We start from the raw sequence: 16453 nt of genomic DNA, 5'->3' as shown, positions 1-16453 counted from the left end.
CGACATGCATTAGTGCGCGATGCCGGAGCCGGCCGCTTCGTCGATCAGCCGCCCGCTGGCGAAGCGGTCGAGATCGAAGGGACGGCTGACGTCGTTGTGCTTGCCCGTGGCCAGCAGGTTCGCCAGCAGCGTGCCGCCGGCGGGAATGGCCTTGAAGCCGCCCGTGCCCCAGCCGCAATTGAGGAACAGATTGGGCAGCGGCGAGGGACCGATGATCGGCGAAGAGTCCGGCACGACGTCGACAATGCCGGCCCATTGCCGCATCAGCTTCAACTGGCCGAAGATCGGGAACATCTCCAACAGTCCGGCAATGACGGCTTCCAGCGTCGGCAAATTGCCGCGCTGCGCATAGGAGGGGATGCGGTCGAGCCCGCCGCCAATGACGATCTCGCCCTTGTCCGACTGGCTGACATAGACGCCGCAGCCGGGCGACAGCACCACCGTGTCGAGGATAGGCTTCACCGGTTCGGAAACGCAGGCCTGCAGGGCGTAGGAATTGATCGGAAGCCGGAAGCCGGCCTTGGCCGCCAGCACCGAGGAATGGCCGGCCACCGCCATGCCGGTGCGCTCGGCTCGGATCGCGCCGCGCGTCGTCTGGACGCCGCGGCAGCGGCCGCCCTCGACGATGAAATCGGTGATCTCGCAATTCTGGATGATATCGACGCCGAGCCGGCTCGCCGCCCGGGCATAACCCCAGGCGACGGCGTCGTGACGGGCCGTGCCGGCGCGGCCTTGCCAGATGCCGCCGAACACGGGAAAGCGCGCATCTGGGGAAAAATTGTAGATCGGCGCCACGCGGCGCACATCCTCCGGTGAAAACAGCTCCGCATCGATGCCGTTGATCTGCATGGCGTTGACGGTGCGGGCGCCGATCTCCATTTCGGCGGTCGAGTGGCAGAGATTGACCATGCCGCGCTGCGACAGCATGACGTTGTAGTTCAGGTCCTTCGACAGGCCTTCATAGAGCCGGTGCGCCAGTCCGTAGAGCTCGACGCTTTCCGGATAATAGTAGTTGGAGCGCACCACCGTGGTGTTGCGGCCGGTGTTGCCGCCGCCGATCCAGCCTTTTTCCAACGCGGCCACCCGGGCGATGCCGTGATTCTTGGCCAGGTAATAGGCCGTCGCCAGCCCATGGCCGCCGCCGCCGATGACGATCGCGTCATAGGACGGTTTCGGCTCGGGTGAGCGCCAGGCCTGCTTCCAGCCGGTCTGGCCGGCCAGGCCTTCCTTGAACAGCGACAGAGCGGAATAGCGTCTGGTCATGGCGTGCCGGACAGGCCTGATTTCAGGGAGCGGGCGTGGATCATGGCATGGTCTTCAGCATGGACGGCACCGGTTCGATCGGTCATGCCCGCATCGCCTTGCCCAGTGGATCGTAAGGCGACGAAGCGATGACGCGCGCACCTCTTTCGACGCCGACGATATGGGTTGTCAACTCAGTATCGACATCGGTGACATCGCCATCGACAAGCGCCATGGCGAGGCTCTTGCCGACCGTATGGCCATAGCCGCCGGAAGTGACGAAGCCGGCAAGCTTGCCTCCGCTCCAGACCGGTTCGTAGCCGCTGGCGTCGGCATCCGCGGCATCGATCTCGATCGTCACCAGCGTGCGCCTGGCGCCGGCCTTCCGCTCTTTCAGCGCCGCTTCGCGGCCGATGAAGTCGCCCTTGTCGAAAGCGATCCAGCGGTCCATGCCGGTCTCGGCCGGTGTGTAATCCTGCGTGAACTCACGCGACCAGATGCCAAAACTCTTTTCAAGCCGCAGCGAATTGACCGCGCCGAAGCCGTATTCTGTGACGCCGAGATCGCTGCCTGCCGCAAGCAGCGCTCGGCGCAGCCCCGCATGCTCATTGGCCTGGCAATGGATTTCGTAGCCGAGTTCGCCGATGACCGAGAGCCGCCCGACCTTGGCTCGAACCAGGCCGACATCCAGCGTCTTGCAGGTGAGGAAACCGAAGGCCTGGTGCGAGACATCCTGGTGCGTCAGCCGTTCGAGCAGACGGCGGGCATTGGGGCCGGCGAGCGAAAAGCCGACGACCGCGTCCGAAATGTCGCGTACGGCAACGCCCTCGCCGAGATGCTGTTCGAACCAGCGCATGTGCCATTGGCGCAGATAGTAGGACCCCATGATCCACCAGCTGCCGTCACCCCAGTTGAAAACGGTCAGGTCGCCCTTGAGCTTGCCGTTTTCGCCCAGCATCGGCGCCAGTTTCGCGCGGCCCGGCTTGGGAAGGGCGCAGGCCAGCAACCGGTCGAGCCAGGCTTCCGCTTGCGGTCCGGTGATCTCGTAGCGCGAGAAGGCGGAGATATCGAGCAGGCCAACGCCTTCGCGTACCTTGCGGCATTCCCGGGCGACGATGTCGAAGGCATTGGAGCGCTTCAGCGTCGGTGTTTCGACGAAACCTTGCGGCGCGAAATAGAGCGGCACTTCCATGCCCCAGGAATTGCCCCAGCGCGCGCCGGCCGCATCCATGGCGTCATGCGCGCCTGCTGTCTTCAGCGGTCGTCCCGCAGGCAATTGCTCGTTGGGATAGCTCATGACGAAGCGGCGCGAATAGAACTGCCCGGTCGTCTGCTTGATGTATTCGCGGTTGGAGGCGAAATCGCCGTAGCGGGCGATGTCCATGCCGTAGACATCGGCTTCCGGCTCGCCATGGATCATCCACTCGGCCAGCGACTTGCCGACGCCGCCGCCTTGCAGGAAGCCGGCCATGACACCGCAGGCCACCCAGTAGTTGGGAACGCCGCGCACCGGGCCGACCAGCGGATTACCGTCCGGCGAGAAGGTGAAGGCGCCGTTCACCCAGCGCTTGATGCCGGCCGTCTCCAGGCAGGGATAGCGGCTGAAGCCGAGCGCCAGCTCGTTGGCGATGCGGTCGGTATCCTCCTGGATCAGCTCGATGCCGTAATCCCAGGGTGCGCCGTCCATGTTCCAGTGCTTGTGGTTGATCTCGTAGATGCCGAGCAGCAGCCCCTTCTGCTCCTGGCGCATATAGGTGAAGCCCTCGAGGTCGACGATCAGCGGCAATTCCCGGTCGAGCGCCTGGATCTCGGGCAGCGCTTCGGTGACGAGATAGTGATGCTCCATTGGCGAAACCGGCAGGTCGATGCCGGCCATCCGGCCGACCTGCTTGGCCCACAATCCGCCGGCGTTGACGACGTGCTCGGCAATGAGAGTGCCTTTCTCGGTGACCACGTCCCAGCTGCCGTCGGCGCGACGATTGAGCTCCAGAACGCGGTTGTGCTCGATGATGTCGGCGCCGCGCTTCCTTGCCGCCTTGGCATAGGCGTGGACGACGCCCGAGGGGTCGATATGGCCTTCGCGTGCCGCATAAAGGCCACCCAGCATGCCGTCGGTATTGAGGATCGGGCAGCGTTGCTTGATTTCGTCGACGCCGACCAGATGGACATCGTCTATGCCCATGGTCTGGAAGATGCGGTAGGAGGCTTTCAGCCATTCCCAGCGCTCCGGTGCCGAGGCAACCGAAATGCCGCCGGTCATGTGCATGCCGATGTTCTGGCCCGATTCCTTTTCGACCTCCGACAGCAGATCGATCGTGTAGGCCTGCAGCGCGGCGATGTTGGGGTCGGCGTTCAGCGCGTGGAAGCCGCCGGCCGCGTGCCAGCTCGACCCGGCTGTCAGCACCTCGCGTTCGATCAGTGCGACATCACTCCAGCCGAACTTCGCCAGGTGATAGAGCACCGAGGCTCCAACCACGCCGCCGCCAATAACGATCGCCCTGTATTGGGATTTCATCCTGCTGCACTCCACCTGGTATGGCGGCGCACCCTACCGGCATTGTACATATGTGTCCAGTGTGTTGCAAACAACGGATCGCACCATCATTCTGAGACCTCTCGCCATGTCCAGAGAGGCGAACATTTATCGCTTCGTCATCCTGGAGCGAAGCGACGCAGCGCAGACCCCTGGAGCTGCTCCGCAGCCCAAGGGATCCATGCAGGGACTCCTGAGCGTTGCAACGGTGCAGAATTCTGCTCTGCTGCACTCCACGGTTAAGGTCACGGAATGGATCCCAGGGTCTCCGCGACGGAGCTTCGCTCCTGCTTCGTCCGGGGATGACGAAGTTGGGGAGGCTTCGGCCAACCTCGTGTGGCGTCGGGCAGGATCGTCAGGCCGAGGCGGCCGATGGTTGCGCGCCTACCGTTTGCCGGAAAGCGTCTTCTCGACATAGCGCGCGAAGTCCTCGACATCTTCCGCCGGCGGCTCCTGGCCGGTGAAGCTGCGCAGATAGGAGGCGACGTGGGTGAGGCGGGTGCTCATCGGTTCGTTGAGCTCGAGCGAGTAATAGCCGATTTGCATGAAATAGAGGACACGGGCCCGCACGAATGCGTCTTCTTCCTCGTAGCCATGGCGCTTGAACATGTCGCGTATGGCATTGACACGCTCTTCGTCGGCCTCGTCGAGCGCGCGCCGGATTGCGGGAGAGCGGCGGGCCCAGGCCCTGATCGCGAAGTCCAGCCGGGGGTCGAACAGCTTTTCATCCACCCAGCATTCAAAAATGCTCATCACCCCACGAATGACGGTCGCCGAGGGCCGCGAGGCGCGTTCGACGATGAACCTCGTGTTGGTCTGCCGCCAGTAGCCTAGCAATTGATCGAGCAGATCCTGCCGGCTCTTGAAATACCAGTAGAAGCTGGAGCGCGAGACGTCGAGCTGCTGGCCCAGCGTCAGCACGCGGACGCGTTCGACACCGTCGGAGATCAGTGTTTCAAGCGCCAGCTTCAGCCAGTCTTCACGAGTGGCCTTGACGTTGCCGGTGGCGCCGGCGCGCTGGATCGTCGTTTCGATTGCTGCCATCAGCACGACGCATGACATGCCGGATCAGGCAAATCAAGGTCGTGGACACCTATGTACAGGGCAATTCGTTTAAGCCGCGATGACATCTTGCCGATGTCAGCCGGATTGCAGGTTCATGGTGCCGGCCCCTGCCGTCCCGTCAAAGCCAGGACAGGCCCGGGGTTTTTGTCGCGGCGGCTCGGCCAGTGCGTGCTTTCCCGCAACACAATTGTCTGGCAAATACCAGTTCGGACAGATGCCGCCGCGCGGCCAACCAGCAGGAAAGACCAGGACATGGCTCAGTTTCGAAAAAACCTCATCGATGGCGAATGGGTCGGCGACGCCGGGTCCCGCAACATCAACCCCTCGGACACCGGCGACGTCGTCGGCGAATACGCCTCGGCCGGCGTGGAACAGGCCAAGCAGGCTATCGCCGCGGCCAAGGCTGCGTTCCCGGCATGGTCCCGCTCCGGCCCGTTGGCGCGCCACGCGGTGCTGAAGAAGGCGTCCGACGAGATCATGGCGCGCAAGGACGAAATCGGCCGCAACCTGGCCCGCGAGGAGGGCAAGACGCTGGCCGAAGGCATCGGCGAAACCATCCGCGCCGCGCAGATCTTCGATTTCTTTGCCGGCGAAACATTGCGCCTGACCGGAGAGATGGTTCCGAGCGTGCGGCCGGGCGTCGGTGTCGAGATCACGCGTGAAGCGGTCGGCGTCGTCGGCATCATCACGCCATGGAATTTCCCCATCGCCATTCCGGCCTGGAAGATCGCGCCGGCGCTGGCCCACGGCAACACCATCGTCTTCAAGCCGGCGGAACTCGTTCCCGAGAGCGCCTGGTCGATCGTCGACATCCTGCATCGCGCCGGCCTGCCCAAGGGCGTGCTCAACCTCGTCATGGGCAAGGGTTCGGTGGTCGGCCAGGCCATGCTCGACAGCCCCGACGTCAATGCCATCACCTTCACCGGCTCGGTCGGCACGGGCAAGCGCGTCGCCGCCGCGAGCGTGGAACACATGCGCAAGTTCCAGCTCGAAATGGGCGGCAAGAACCCGCTGGTCGTGCTTGACGATGCCGATCTTGCGGTCGCCGTCGATTGCGCGCTCAACGGCGCCTTCTTCTCGACCGGCCAGCGCTGCACGGCCTCGTCGAGGCTTATCGTGACCGAAGGTATCCATGACCGTTTCGTCGATGCGCTGAAGGAGCGGATGGGCAAGCTGGTGATCGGCGATGCGCTCGATGCGCAGACCCAGATCGGCCCGGTCGTAGATGCCACGCAGCTGAAGCAGGACGAGGACTATATCGCCATCGGTGTCAGGGAAGGCGCCACGCTCGCCTTCGGCGGCGAGCGGCTCGACCGCAAGACGCCGGGTTTCTATCTGAGCCCCGCGCTGCTGACCGAGGCCACCAATGCCATGCGCAGTTCGCGCGAGGAGATTTTCGGGCCGGTTGCCAGCGTCATCCGCGTCAAGGACTACGACGAGGCGCTTGCCGTCGCCAACGACACGCCCTTCGGGCTGACGTCGGGCATCTGCACCTCGAGCCTCAAGCACGCCACCCACTTCAAGCGCAATTCGGAAGCCGGCATGGTCATGGTCAACCTGCCGACGGCGGGTGTCGATTTCCATGTCCCCTTCGGCGGCCGCAAGGGCTCGAGCTACGGCCCGCGCGAACAGGGCCGCTATGCCATGGAGTTCTACACCACGGTGAAGACCGCCTATACATTCGCGGGCTGATGAGGCGCCGGCCTGTCGGGCCGGCGAGCCTTCGCATGGAACCGGCATGAGGCAATGACATTGCAGGACCTGACCTGGCTGAACCCGCCGCCGCATCACGCCATTGACGGTGATGCGGTGCGCGTGCGCACCGGCAAGGAGACCGATTTCTGGCGCGAGACCTTCTACGGCTTCTGGCGCGACAACGGCCACTTCCTGCATCGGCAAGTCGAGGGCGATTTCACCGCCGAAGTCACCGTCAATGGCGACTACAAGGTGCTCTATGACCAGGCCGGGCTGATGGTCCGGCTGAGCGAAACGCACTGGATCAAGGCCGGCATCGAATACACCGACGGCCTCGCCTATTTCTCCGTCGTGGTCACCAACGACACATCGGACTGGTCGCTGGTGGCCATTCATGCCGGTCCCAATGGCGTCAGCATCCGCCTGACCCGCCATGGCGAGGCGATCCGCGTCCAGTATCTCGATGCTTCGGACGGTCACTGGAAGCCGGTGCGGCTCGCCTATTTCCCGATCTCGAAGACGGTCGATGTCGGCATGATGTGCTGCTCGCCACAGCGCGAGGGTTTCGAAGTCACATTCTCCGGATTTTCGGTCGGCCCGCCGATTTCGCGGGAATTGCACATCTGACTATTGGTGTATCCAAGGGTTGAACCGCGGGCGCTCGCATGGCCTGTGGGCACAGACCGGCAGGACATTGCGGCCGCTACCGCGTCTGGGCTAAGCGTTGCCGATGGGCGTGAAGCGTTGGTGGGCAAAACGCAAAAAAGCTGTGTATTCCAAGGCGCTGAGATTATTCAGCGTTCCTCCCGTACTGTGGTCGCAGGGGATCGGGCATTTCTGCGATTTTGCCGGGCCCGACTGGTATCGCCGCGCACTGACCGAATCGACCCAGGGCGAGGCCTTTTTCCGCAACCACTATAGCGGCGCGCACGGCATCGTCTGGGTTCGGCTGAGCAGCTTGGCCAGGGTTTCGCGAACCTGCGATCTCGACACGTTCGCCCGGGTGGCCCTGCCGACCATCAAGGCGCCCTTCATCCTGCTGACCACCGACGGCGATGCCTCGGTGCCATCGGACCTGGCAAGAGATACCGTCGAGCGGCTTCTCGCCAACCCCTATCTGGTGTCCTGGTACAGCCAGAACTGCGACAGCGATCATCCCAGGATCAAGCCGTTCCCGATCGGGCTGGACCTCCATACGCCACGTTCCCTTGCCACGCCCACCGGAATGGTGCGGCAGTTGCAAGCCCTGCGCCGCCGGCAGGGGGATGCGGATCGCCGCCCACCCAGGGTGTTCTGCGATTTCAGCATCAGCAGGGGCTCCAGCCAGCGTCGAGAAGTGCTTGATGCCCTGGACGGATGCCCACATGTCGATTTCCTCGGGAAACGTGTGTCGCAGCGCGCGATCTGGGAACTGTATGCGCAATACCCGCTCGTGCTCTCGACCACGGGAAACGGTCTGGACTGCCACCGGACATGGGAACTGCTTTATCTCGGCTGCATCGTGGTGACCAAGACATCGCCGATGGACCCTCTCTACGAAGGCCTGCCTGTCATCATTGTCGAGGATTGGCACGAGGTCAGGGATCCAGAAGCGCCGCAACGCTGGATCGACGAAGTCGCCCATCTGACGGACCCGAACTATGTCTGGGAGCGCTTGCGCCCGCAAACCTGTCTGGAGCCGCTCAGGCAGGCGCTTCGGCAGGCCGACGCTTCACCAGGGGACGTGTAGTATCTCCAGCTTCGGCAGGCCGACCGGCCTGATGCCGAGATCGTTGGCGAGCACGCCAAAAGCTTCGGTCTCGATCAGGTCGCGGTAGGGAATTTCAGGGAAGCGAAGGCCGCCGCGATGCAAGGCGGCATCGACCAGCAGCATCGTTCCGCCGACCGCGTCCAGGTCGATGATGTCGAGATGCCTGACATCACTGAGATGATATCGACTTGGTGTCTGCGCCGAAGGCTGGTGAAGGCCGCCGCGTATCTCGCGGTAGTAGCGATAATCCTTGATCTGCCGCCTGATGATGAAGCTGTTCAGGTCGAAGCTGCCGCCATTGGCGATCTTCACGCAGTTGGGCACCGCGATGCGATGCCCGGTGGCGATCAACTGGTTCAGCGCATCGCCGGGAAAGCGCCAGACGTCGATATCGATCCACAACGCCCAGTCGTCGTCTTCCTTCAGCCCGTGATCGATCAGGTAATTCCGCACCTTGGCGATCGCGCCGCGCCTGACGCGTTGCATCCGAGGCTTTGCCCGCTTTGTCCTGTCGAGCTTGGTGCCGACCTGTCGCTGCAGCAGCACGACGTCGCGATATTTGCCGGCCAGTCCCGCTGTCGCGGCCTGTAGCCGCTCCCAACTCCCGTCCAGGCTGTCGCCTTCGCAGAAGACAAGCTTGATCCTGTCCTTGGGGTAGTCGAGCCCGTCCAGCGCATCGAGAAAAGGTTGGATAAGGTCGGCGGCATCGCGAAGCGGCACCAGAACGGCAATATTGCCGCCCAGGGGCGGCGGTGCCGAGAGGACAGCCTTGTCGACGCTCGCTTTTGCCACGGCCTCATCCAGATACGCACCGCGCGTCAGGAGGTACCAAAGCCGATAGGCCCGGTTGCGAAGCTTGGTTGTCCATTTCGGCGGCGGCTCCGGGGTCCACCATGTGCCGGCCCAGTGATGGATCGAAAGCGGCGCCGTATCGTCGCCGGCCTCGCGCTCGGTGCTCCCGACCGACGTCACCGGCGCGAACAGGCCGGAGGGATGGATGGCGAAGGCCGCCTGATCGCTGTAGCTGCGCTGGGCGGAGGTCAAGAGGCAAGGACCGGTCGCGTCGAGTATGTCCTTGGCGCCGGCGAGCCCGGGCATCATCGACAGAAGATGCATCCAGAACGGATGACGGGGCGGGCTCGCCATCGTCCCGTTGAACAAGAGGTAGGGCAGGCCCCGGAAATCCGCCTGGACGGCCGCATGCGAAGCCGGCTCCTTGCACAGCACGACACGGGTCTCGTCCATGATCGGATCGAAGGCCGCGACGCATTCGCAGTCTATGTCGGCATAGACCCCGCCAAAATGATGCAGCAGCATGTAGCGCGCCGCATCCGAGCGCTGCACGCCGTTCGTGTAGCTGCAGAACATTGGCAGGAAATCAGGGTAGTGCTCGGCCACGAATTCGAGCAGCATCCGGTCGCTCCAGAACATCACCGTCCAGTGTGGATTGTGCCGTTTCCAGCTCTCGGCATACGCCTGGAAGCGTGCGGGAACGCTGTCGGTCTTCCATGTCTGGTGCAGGATGGGCGGGATCATACGGTCGCACCGTTTAGTCCAAGCCCGTTGCGAACGGCGTCGCGGATCGCTTGTGGGCCGAACCTTGCCCATACCGCCTGATACGCGCGAAGGCGTTGCCGCGCCCTGCGTTCGGGGTCGAGACAAAGTTCGATGGCCGTCTCGGCAAGCGTTTCGTCGGAGTGAGACAGCAGCACCTCCTCATTTTCGACCAGGTCCAGGCCTTCGGCCGCGATCGGCGTGGCGACCACCGGCACGCCCGCGGCCATTGCTTCCAGGATCTTGATGCGTGTGCCGCCGCCCGCCGTCAGCGGGACGATGGTGAGATGCGCGCTGGACAACAGTGGCGCGACATCCGCGGGATCTTCGATGAGCTCCACACCAGGCAATCCGGCCAGTGCCCGCACCTCCGGTCTTGGGGTGCGTCCACCCAGGACGAGCCTGGCATCCGGCAGGGCGTTTCGGATACGGGGCAATATGACACTGGCCAACCGCTGCGCGGCATCGACGTTTGGCGGATAGGCGAGATGGCCGATGAACACGATCACCGGAAAGCCGTTGCCGGTTGACGGCTCGGCAGGCAGGCGCCCGGGACCATTGCCGGCTTGCGGAATTCCGTTCGGAACGACGTCGATCGGGATCTTGTGCCGGGAAAGCGTCATCAGCTTCTGGCGATCCAGGTTCGAGCAGACCCATACCCTGTCGACAAGCGATAGTGCCTTCCTCTCGAGGAACCTGACGCCGAATGCAGCCGCGGTTCGCTTGGCGCTGAGATGCCTGATCTGTCCGGCCAGGTCGGATTCGACATTGTGCATGTCGAGAATGAGCTGCTCCGCCAGCGGTCTGAGGGGCCGCATCAGCTTGAACAGGCTGATGCTCTCGATGACGATAGTGTCCGGGCGGAATTCACCGATCAGCGTCTCAAGCCGCGTCAGGGCGGAACGCGGTATGCGATTCTCCGCCCTTGAGCGCCACCAACCGATCGAGGCCGTGCGGGGCTCTCCCTCGGCCGACAGGGCCTCTACGCGGATCAATGGATCAGGCACGTTCCCTTCTGTCTTTGGTTGCACCGAAACCAGGCAGACCGGGCCGAACCCGGCGGCCGCTTCAGCGTTGCGGTAGTTTCTCAGATCCGAACCCGAAGCCGGCGGGAAGCTCGGGTCGTGCGACACGATCAACGTACGCTTCCGGGCCGTCCGCTCGGGCGAGCCGACAGCCGGTCGCGCGTTCAAGGCGGACGCCTGGGGCGTTATTCCAGGCAGAGGCCCCAATTCAGATGGCATTCATAACGATTCCGTGATCACAAGCATCGATGCCACCTTGTTTAGCTGAACAAGGCTTTCGTCAAGCACTGTATATTTCTGAATACTTCAGCCCCGAGCCCTCGGCGGCCGCGAGGTTCATCGCCTGGACCAAGCTAGCCAGCGCACGGTCAGGCGCCTGCGCAGGGAGGTGAACCGGGTCCGCCTGTAAGCATCGCCCGCCATCTTGATACCTTGTGCCTGAGTCGGGAAGGGATGAATGACGTCGGCCAGGGCGTGCAATCCCATGCCCGACCTGATGGCGAGCGTCACTGCGTTGATCATCTCGCCGGCATGGCTGGCGACGACAGTCGCTCCCAGGATACGGTCGGACCCCTCCCTGACATGGATCTTGACGAACCCCTCCTCCTCGCCGTCCATCACGGCACGGGCGACGTCATGCATCAGCACCGTATAGGTCTTGACCGGAATGCCGTTGCGGCGCGCCTCGATCGGATAGAGACCGACATGGGCGATTTCCGGATCGGTATAGGTGCACCAGGGAACGACGAGTTCGCTGAGCCTTTCGCGCCCGCGAAACAGCGCATTGCGCACGACAATGCGCGCCGTCGCTTCGGCTGTATGGGTGAACTTGTATTCGAGGCACACATCGCCCGCCGCGTAGATGTGCGGGTTCGTGGTTCTCAGGTGATCGTCCACCTTGATGCCGCTGGCGTCATACGCCACCCCGGCGTCTGCCAGGCCGAGACCTTCGACATTGGGCGAACGGCCGACGCCGGTGATGATCTCGTCGACGGAAATCGTCGTCGTGTCGCCATCCCGCATCAGGTCGGCGAGTTTCTTGCCGCCCTCCGCCCGCACCGCCACCACTTCGGTGTTCAGGCGAACCTCGATCCCCTCGCGCGCCAGCGCGTCCGACAGGATCTGCGCGGCGTCTCGTTCCTCGCCGGGCAGGAACATCGGATCGCTCTGCGCCAGGATCACCTTCGCGCCGAGCAGGCAGAAGGCCTGCGCCGTCTCGCAGCCAAGCGGCCCGCCGCCGATGACCAGCAGCCGCTCAGGACGTTGCGTGAGGTTGAACATGCTCTCATTGTCGAGATAGCCGGCCTCGGCGAGCCCTGGAATCGCCGGCACGCTCGGATGCGCGCCTGTCGCGACCAATGCCTTCTTGAAAGGCAGCGTCTTGTCCGCGACCACCACCGTGTCCGGTCCGGCAAAGCGGGCTTCGCCGAAATAGAGGTCGATGCCTTCGGCCGCGATGGCCGCGGCCGATTCGGCGCTGCTTATCCGCTGCCGGATCTGCCGCATCCGCGTCATGGCCCGCTCGAAGTCGACCTGAAGACGCTCCGGCGTGTCGCCACCGAAATTCTCGGCATCACGCATGTCGGCATAGAGCCTTGCCGTGCGGATGATCGACTTTGACGGGACGCCGCCGACATTGACGCACGCACCGCCGATCAGCCCGCGCTCGATCAGCGCGACTTTCGCGCCGAGGCTAGCCGCGTCACGCGCCGCGGTCAGCCCCGCCGGCCCGGCGCCGATGACGACGAGATTGTAGGGACCGTCGGGGGTGGGGTTCTTCCAGCGCGGCGGATGCGCGCCCCGGATCAGTTCGACGTCGTTGCGGTCGACCGGGAAGCCGGCGGCCTTTGTCCGTTCACGCGGCATCGTAAGCCCCTGAGGTGGAGCCTGCCGGCCGCGCCAGCCAGCCGCCGGTGAAACCTGCTTTTCCCAGGCCGCGGCGGATGTGCGGATTGAACCGCATCAGCTCCCAGATCAGGCGCGAGCGGTGGTTCTCGATCATCATCACCACGATGCCCTGGTCCAGCCCGTAATGGCCTTCCGACACCCAGCCATTGCGGCCGAATTTTCGCCGGTTGGCCAAGGTCGGATTGAATCCGCTCGGCAGCCGGAAATTCTCGATCACCTCGGGATAATGCTCGCCGAGATGGCGCATCGCTGCCATGCAGATGTCGGGAGCGAAAGGCAGCGATGCCGGATAGGACCAGGGAGCGATCGTGCCATCATCCGGCCCGAAGGGAGCGCCGCGCGCCGCATAGCCGGAAAACCGGTGTCTCCGTCGCTCGACACTGGCGCGAAAACCGCCGGGCCCGTCTCCCGCCGAGAGGCCCCAAAGGTTCTCGCCGTAGCCGTCGAAACCATAGGGGTTGTGGCGCGCATAGTCCCGATGGAGGTAGGTCGAGCGGCGGCTGTTTTCGAAATAGTCGGAGTTCTTCTCGCGCATGAAGGCGTCGCGGATGCCGGCGAAATCGATCCAGGCGTGCGAGAACTGGTGCATGAACAACGGCCCGCCATAGAGCACGTCATGGCCGTAGATGTTCTCCCACTGGTAGGTCGCCGTCCAGGCCTCGTAGCTGTCGTCGGAGGTTGGGTTGTCCGGCGCGGCCATCGACAGCACATAGAGGATGGTCGCCTCGTTGTAGCCCTCCCAGCCATAATGCAGAAAACCGCTCTTCGGCTTCCAGCCCTGCCGCAAGGTCGGACTGCTGCCTTGCGCCCACCGCCAGTCGACGCGCCGGTAGAGCGCTTCGGCCAGGTGCCGGATTTCGGCTTCCTGTTCGTTCTCGCCGGAGAAATAGGCGCCAGCCACCAGGATACCGGCCATCAGCAGGGCGGTGTCCACCATCGACAGTTCGCAGCGCCAGACGCGCAACCCGGTCCGCATGTCGAGAAAATGGTAGTAGAAACCCTTGTGGCCGGTGACGTCGTCACCGCCGCCTTGCGGGCTTGCCGAGAAGAAACGCAGCGCCGCGAGCGTCAGCTCCGCTGCCGCCGTGCGCGACATCCAGCCGCGCTCGACGCCGATCGGATAACAGGACAGGGCGAAACCGACGACGGCGATGCTGGCCGGCGAGTTCGGCCGCGACGTATCGGCGACCAAGCCGTTGTCGGAGTTCACATTCTCCAGGAAATAGCCGAAGGCGGCGCGCTGGTAGCGGTCCAGAAGCTCTTCATCGGACAATGCGGCAGGATCTGCTTTAGGCAAGCGATGCGAACTCCAGCCTGATGCCCGCCACACCCAGCGGTGGAACGGTGACATCGAATCCCAGGGTGCGATCGCTCCAGGCGACCGATTGTTTCTGCTCCGGCATTGCCGAAGCCGCATGCAGTTGTTCGACCATTGCGGGGCTCAGATAATCAGGCTTTCCCATCGTCTCCCACACCGCCTTGGCGTCGGCATTTCCGGCGCCGATCCGTTGGATAATCGCGGCGGCGGGCCGCGGCGCATTCTTGAGTTCGATATGGACCGTCTCGTCGGTGACCGGATGTCGCGGCAAGGCGAAATTGGAAATCAGCACGGTCAGCGAATTCCCGTTGCGGATACACCAGCTGTCCACGGTTGGGTGGCTCCCGTCCACGGGCAGGATTTCCGTTCCAAGTCCGTGCAGCATTTCGAAGGCACGGTAAGCTGGTTTGGCGATTCCGTGAAGGTTCATCAGGCCAAAGCCGCCATGGAAGGGCACGGACGGAAAATAGTTCTCCTCGAAAATATCCGAAAAGGCCCAGTAGCTGTAGCCCTCGACCAGTCCTCTCGCCTCCATCACCGTCTTGACGATGAAGGCGGCGGCATACGGCTCGTCATGCATGGGGTCGCGCGGGTTCGAAGACGTGCACCATTCGGTGTAGTAGAGCGGACGGTCACCAGCCTGCTGCCGCGCGGTCCGCGCCTCCTCCCGCAACACACTTCGCGTGCTTTCCGAAAGCAGAGTTTCGGTGTCGTCGCCAGGCTTGCCGAAGGCATCGGTTGGATAGTGATGCGTGCTGATGAAGTCAGTCGGAAGGTTGTTCTGGCTGCAATAGGTGACAAACTCATCGATCCAGGCATTGGCGGCGGTGGCCGGTCCGCCGACCTGCAACTGCATGTCGACGGATTTGATCGCCTTTGCCGTGTAGGCATACAGCTTGAAATAGTCCTCCTGCTTGCCACTGCCGAACGCCTCGAGATTGGGCTCATTCCAGACCTCGAAGAACCATTGTCTTATCTCGTGCAGGCCGTAGCGATCGACCCAATGGGCGACGAGCCTCGAGATCAGTGTCGACCATTGGTCGTAGTCCTTCGGCACGCTGACATTGGCGCGGTAATGAAAAATGATCTGCCCGGAGGATGACAGCATTGTCGGCATGAAACTCAACTCGACGAAGGGCCGCATGCCGATCGATAGCAGGAAATCGAAAATCTGGTCGGCATTGAAGAACGAATAGAGCGGCTGGTCATCCTGGTCGATGAGCGTGCCCATGTCGTCATCGAGCAGCCCATGAAAACGAACATGGCGAAAGCCGAGTTCGTCATGCGCCCGGTGCATCTGCGCCTGCCAGTCCGCACGCAACGCCAGCGTCGCGTGGCCGCTGCCGACCGTATGTTCCCAAAAATGCGGGAAGTCCTCGCCCTGGACGCTGAGATCGCAGCGAAAGGTCACGTCTTTGGAATTGTCCGAGGGAATGTCTGCCTGTCGTATGCTCTGCATTGCCGACTATACGCCGGCCAGACCGCATTCGTTGCCTGCTCACGCGGATTTGTAGTTGTCGTCAATAGGTGGCGCGGCCGCCGGAAACGTCGAACACGGCGGCCGTCGTGAACGAGCACTCCTCCGAGGCGATCCAGCAGATCAGTGCCGCCACCTCCTCGACCTCGCCGAAGCGCGCCATCGGTATCTTGGACAGCATGAAGTCGATGTGCTCCTGGCTCATCTGCTTGAAGATCGCGGTGCGCACGGCCGCCGGCGTCACGCAATTCACCGTCACCTTGGTCTTGGCCAGTTCCTTGCCGAGCGACTTGGTCAGGCCGATCACCGCCGCCTTGGAAGTGCTGTAGGCGGAGGCATTGGGATTGCCTTCCTTGCCGGCGATCGAGGCGATGTTGACGATGCGGCCATACTTGCGCTCGAGCATGTGCGGCACCAGCGCCTTGTTGCAGTAGAAGACGCCATTGATGTTGATGTCGATGACCCTCTGCCAATCCTCGGCCGAATAGGCCCAGGTCGTCATGTTCGGCCCGGTGATGGCCGCGCTGGTGACCAGGATGTCGACACCGCCAAGGGCCTCGATGGTCCGTCTGGCGGCGGCTTCAACGCCGGCGGCATCGGCAACATCGATGGCTACACCATGCAGGCCAGGGATGATGGTCTTCGCCTGTTCGATCTGGGCCGGATCGCGGTCCCAGACGCTGGCGCGTCCACCTTCCGCGACGATCCTTTGCGCGACCGCCAGGCCGATGCCCGAGGCGCCACCGGTGATGACAGCCGTCCGACCGTCGAAGCGCCCCGCGAAGTTCATTTGCTTCTCCCTTGTCCGCAACTGGCTTGATCGGCCGCGGCGACTGTGATGTCACGGCCGGGCAAGTTCAAGCCGTCATGGAGCCCCATTCTCTGG

The 16453-nt window shown here is 63.4% G+C and carries 12 protein-coding genes; 3 read left to right on the top strand and 9 right to left on the bottom strand.

Annotation, left to right across the window (positions count from 1 at the left end; genetic code table 11):
* Positions 1-9: 9 nt before the first annotated feature.
* The 3 genes from AC07UC_RS01460 to AC07UC_RS01450 all read right to left on the bottom strand — a co-directional run bounded on the left by AC07UC_RS01460 (position 10) and on the right by AC07UC_RS01450 (position 4819).
* Positions 10-1263 carry a sarcosine oxidase subunit beta gene (locus AC07UC_RS01460; protein ID WP_494903604.1) on the bottom strand — a complete coding sequence of 418 codons (1254 nt, stop codon included), beginning with the start codon at positions 1261-1263 and terminating at the stop codon, positions 10-12.
* Between the two features lie 82 nt (positions 1264-1345).
* Positions 1346-3757, bottom strand: coding sequence for a GcvT family protein (locus AC07UC_RS01455; protein ID WP_494903602.1), 2412 nt, complete (start codon positions 3755-3757; stop codon positions 1346-1348).
* Positions 3758-4159: 402 nt separating this feature from the next.
* Entirely contained in the window at positions 4160-4819 is a 660-nt protein-coding gene (locus tag AC07UC_RS01450) for a TetR/AcrR family transcriptional regulator (protein ID WP_494903600.1), read from the bottom strand.
* 273 nt (positions 4820-5092) lie between these two features.
* On the opposite strand from AC07UC_RS01450, the gene AC07UC_RS01445 reads away from it, so the two are divergent.
* From AC07UC_RS01445 to AC07UC_RS01435, 3 genes are all read left to right on the top strand, one after another.
* The gene (locus AC07UC_RS01445) at positions 5093-6532 is read left to right on the top strand and encodes an aldehyde dehydrogenase family protein (RefSeq protein WP_140770068.1); all 1440 of its coding nucleotides are present in this window, start codon (positions 5093-5095) and stop codon (positions 6530-6532) included.
* Positions 6533-6586: 54 nt separating this feature from the next.
* Complete coding sequence (locus AC07UC_RS01440; protein WP_494903598.1) at positions 6587-7162, top strand: DUF1349 domain-containing protein; 576 nt, start codon at positions 6587-6589, stop codon at positions 7160-7162.
* A gap of 103 nt (positions 7163-7265) precedes the next feature.
* The gene (locus AC07UC_RS01435) at positions 7266-8264 is read left to right on the top strand and encodes a hypothetical protein (protein WP_494903596.1); all 999 of its coding nucleotides are present in this window, start codon (positions 7266-7268) and stop codon (positions 8262-8264) included.
* Here AC07UC_RS01435 and AC07UC_RS01430 read toward each other — a convergent pair.
* From AC07UC_RS01430 to AC07UC_RS01405, 6 genes are all read right to left on the bottom strand, one after another.
* Entirely contained in the window at positions 8247-9821 is a 1575-nt protein-coding gene (locus AC07UC_RS01430; protein WP_494903595.1) for a glycosyltransferase, read from the bottom strand. The genes AC07UC_RS01435 and AC07UC_RS01430 overlap by 18 nt on opposite strands.
* Positions 9818-11032 (bottom strand): glycosyltransferase family 4 protein, encoded by a 1215-nt coding sequence (locus tag AC07UC_RS01425; protein WP_494903593.1) that lies wholly within the window; start codon positions 11030-11032, stop codon positions 9818-9820. The genes AC07UC_RS01430 and AC07UC_RS01425 overlap by 4 nt, the downstream gene beginning before the upstream one ends.
* Positions 11033-11200: 168 nt before the next feature.
* Complete coding sequence (locus AC07UC_RS01420; protein WP_494903591.1) at positions 11201-12730, bottom strand: mercuric reductase; 1530 nt, start codon at positions 12728-12730, stop codon at positions 11201-11203.
* A complete protein-coding gene (locus tag AC07UC_RS01415) occupies positions 12720-14069 on the bottom strand; it encodes a glucoamylase family protein (RefSeq protein WP_494903589.1) in 1350 nt (449 codons plus the stop codon). The genes AC07UC_RS01420 and AC07UC_RS01415 overlap by 11 nt, the downstream gene beginning before the upstream one ends.
* Entirely contained in the window at positions 14062-15501 is a 1440-nt protein-coding gene (locus AC07UC_RS01410) for a GH39 family glycosyl hydrolase (RefSeq protein ID WP_494903588.1), read from the bottom strand. The genes AC07UC_RS01415 and AC07UC_RS01410 overlap by 8 nt, the downstream gene beginning before the upstream one ends.
* Before the next feature lie 109 nt (positions 15502-15610).
* Positions 15611-16357, bottom strand: a complete 747-nt coding sequence (locus AC07UC_RS01405; protein WP_494903587.1) for an SDR family NAD(P)-dependent oxidoreductase — start codon at positions 16355-16357, stop codon at positions 15611-15613.
* Positions 16358-16453 lie beyond the last annotated feature (96 nt).

It is taken from the genome of Mesorhizobium sp. GW821-FHT04C10 (assembly GCF_059420305.1).
The sequence above is the reverse complement of the archived record's forward strand: the minus strand, read 5'-3'. Positions and strand labels throughout refer to the sequence as shown.

Excerpts from the sequence above, each read along its gene's own strand:
- AC07UC_RS01440 (WP_494903598.1), top strand. The coding sequence starts at position 6,587 with ATGACATTGCAGGACCTGACCTGGCTGAACCCGCCGCCGCATCACGCC.
- AC07UC_RS01405 (WP_494903587.1), bottom strand. The coding sequence starts at position 16,357 with ATGAACTTCGCGGGGCGCTTCGACGGTCGGACGGCTGTCATCACCGGT.
- AC07UC_RS01455 (WP_494903602.1), bottom strand. The coding sequence starts at position 3,757 with ATGAAATCCCAATACAGGGCGATCGTTATTGGCGGCGGCGTGGTTGGA.
- AC07UC_RS01430 (WP_494903595.1), bottom strand. The coding sequence starts at position 9,821 with ATGATCCCGCCCATCCTGCACCAGACATGGAAGACCGACAGCGTTCCC.
- AC07UC_RS01445 (WP_140770068.1), top strand. The coding sequence starts at position 5,093 with ATGGCTCAGTTTCGAAAAAACCTCATCGATGGCGAATGGGTCGGCGAC.
- AC07UC_RS01460 (WP_494903604.1), bottom strand. The coding sequence starts at position 1,263 with ATGACCAGACGCTATTCCGCTCTGTCGCTGTTCAAGGAAGGCCTGGCC.
- AC07UC_RS01435 (WP_494903596.1), top strand. The coding sequence starts at position 7,266 with ATGGGCGTGAAGCGTTGGTGGGCAAAACGCAAAAAAGCTGTGTATTCC.
- AC07UC_RS01420 (WP_494903591.1), bottom strand. The coding sequence starts at position 12,730 with ATGCCGCGTGAACGGACAAAGGCCGCCGGCTTCCCGGTCGACCGCAAC.
- AC07UC_RS01450 (WP_494903600.1), bottom strand. The coding sequence starts at position 4,819 with ATGGCAGCAATCGAAACGACGATCCAGCGCGCCGGCGCCACCGGCAAC.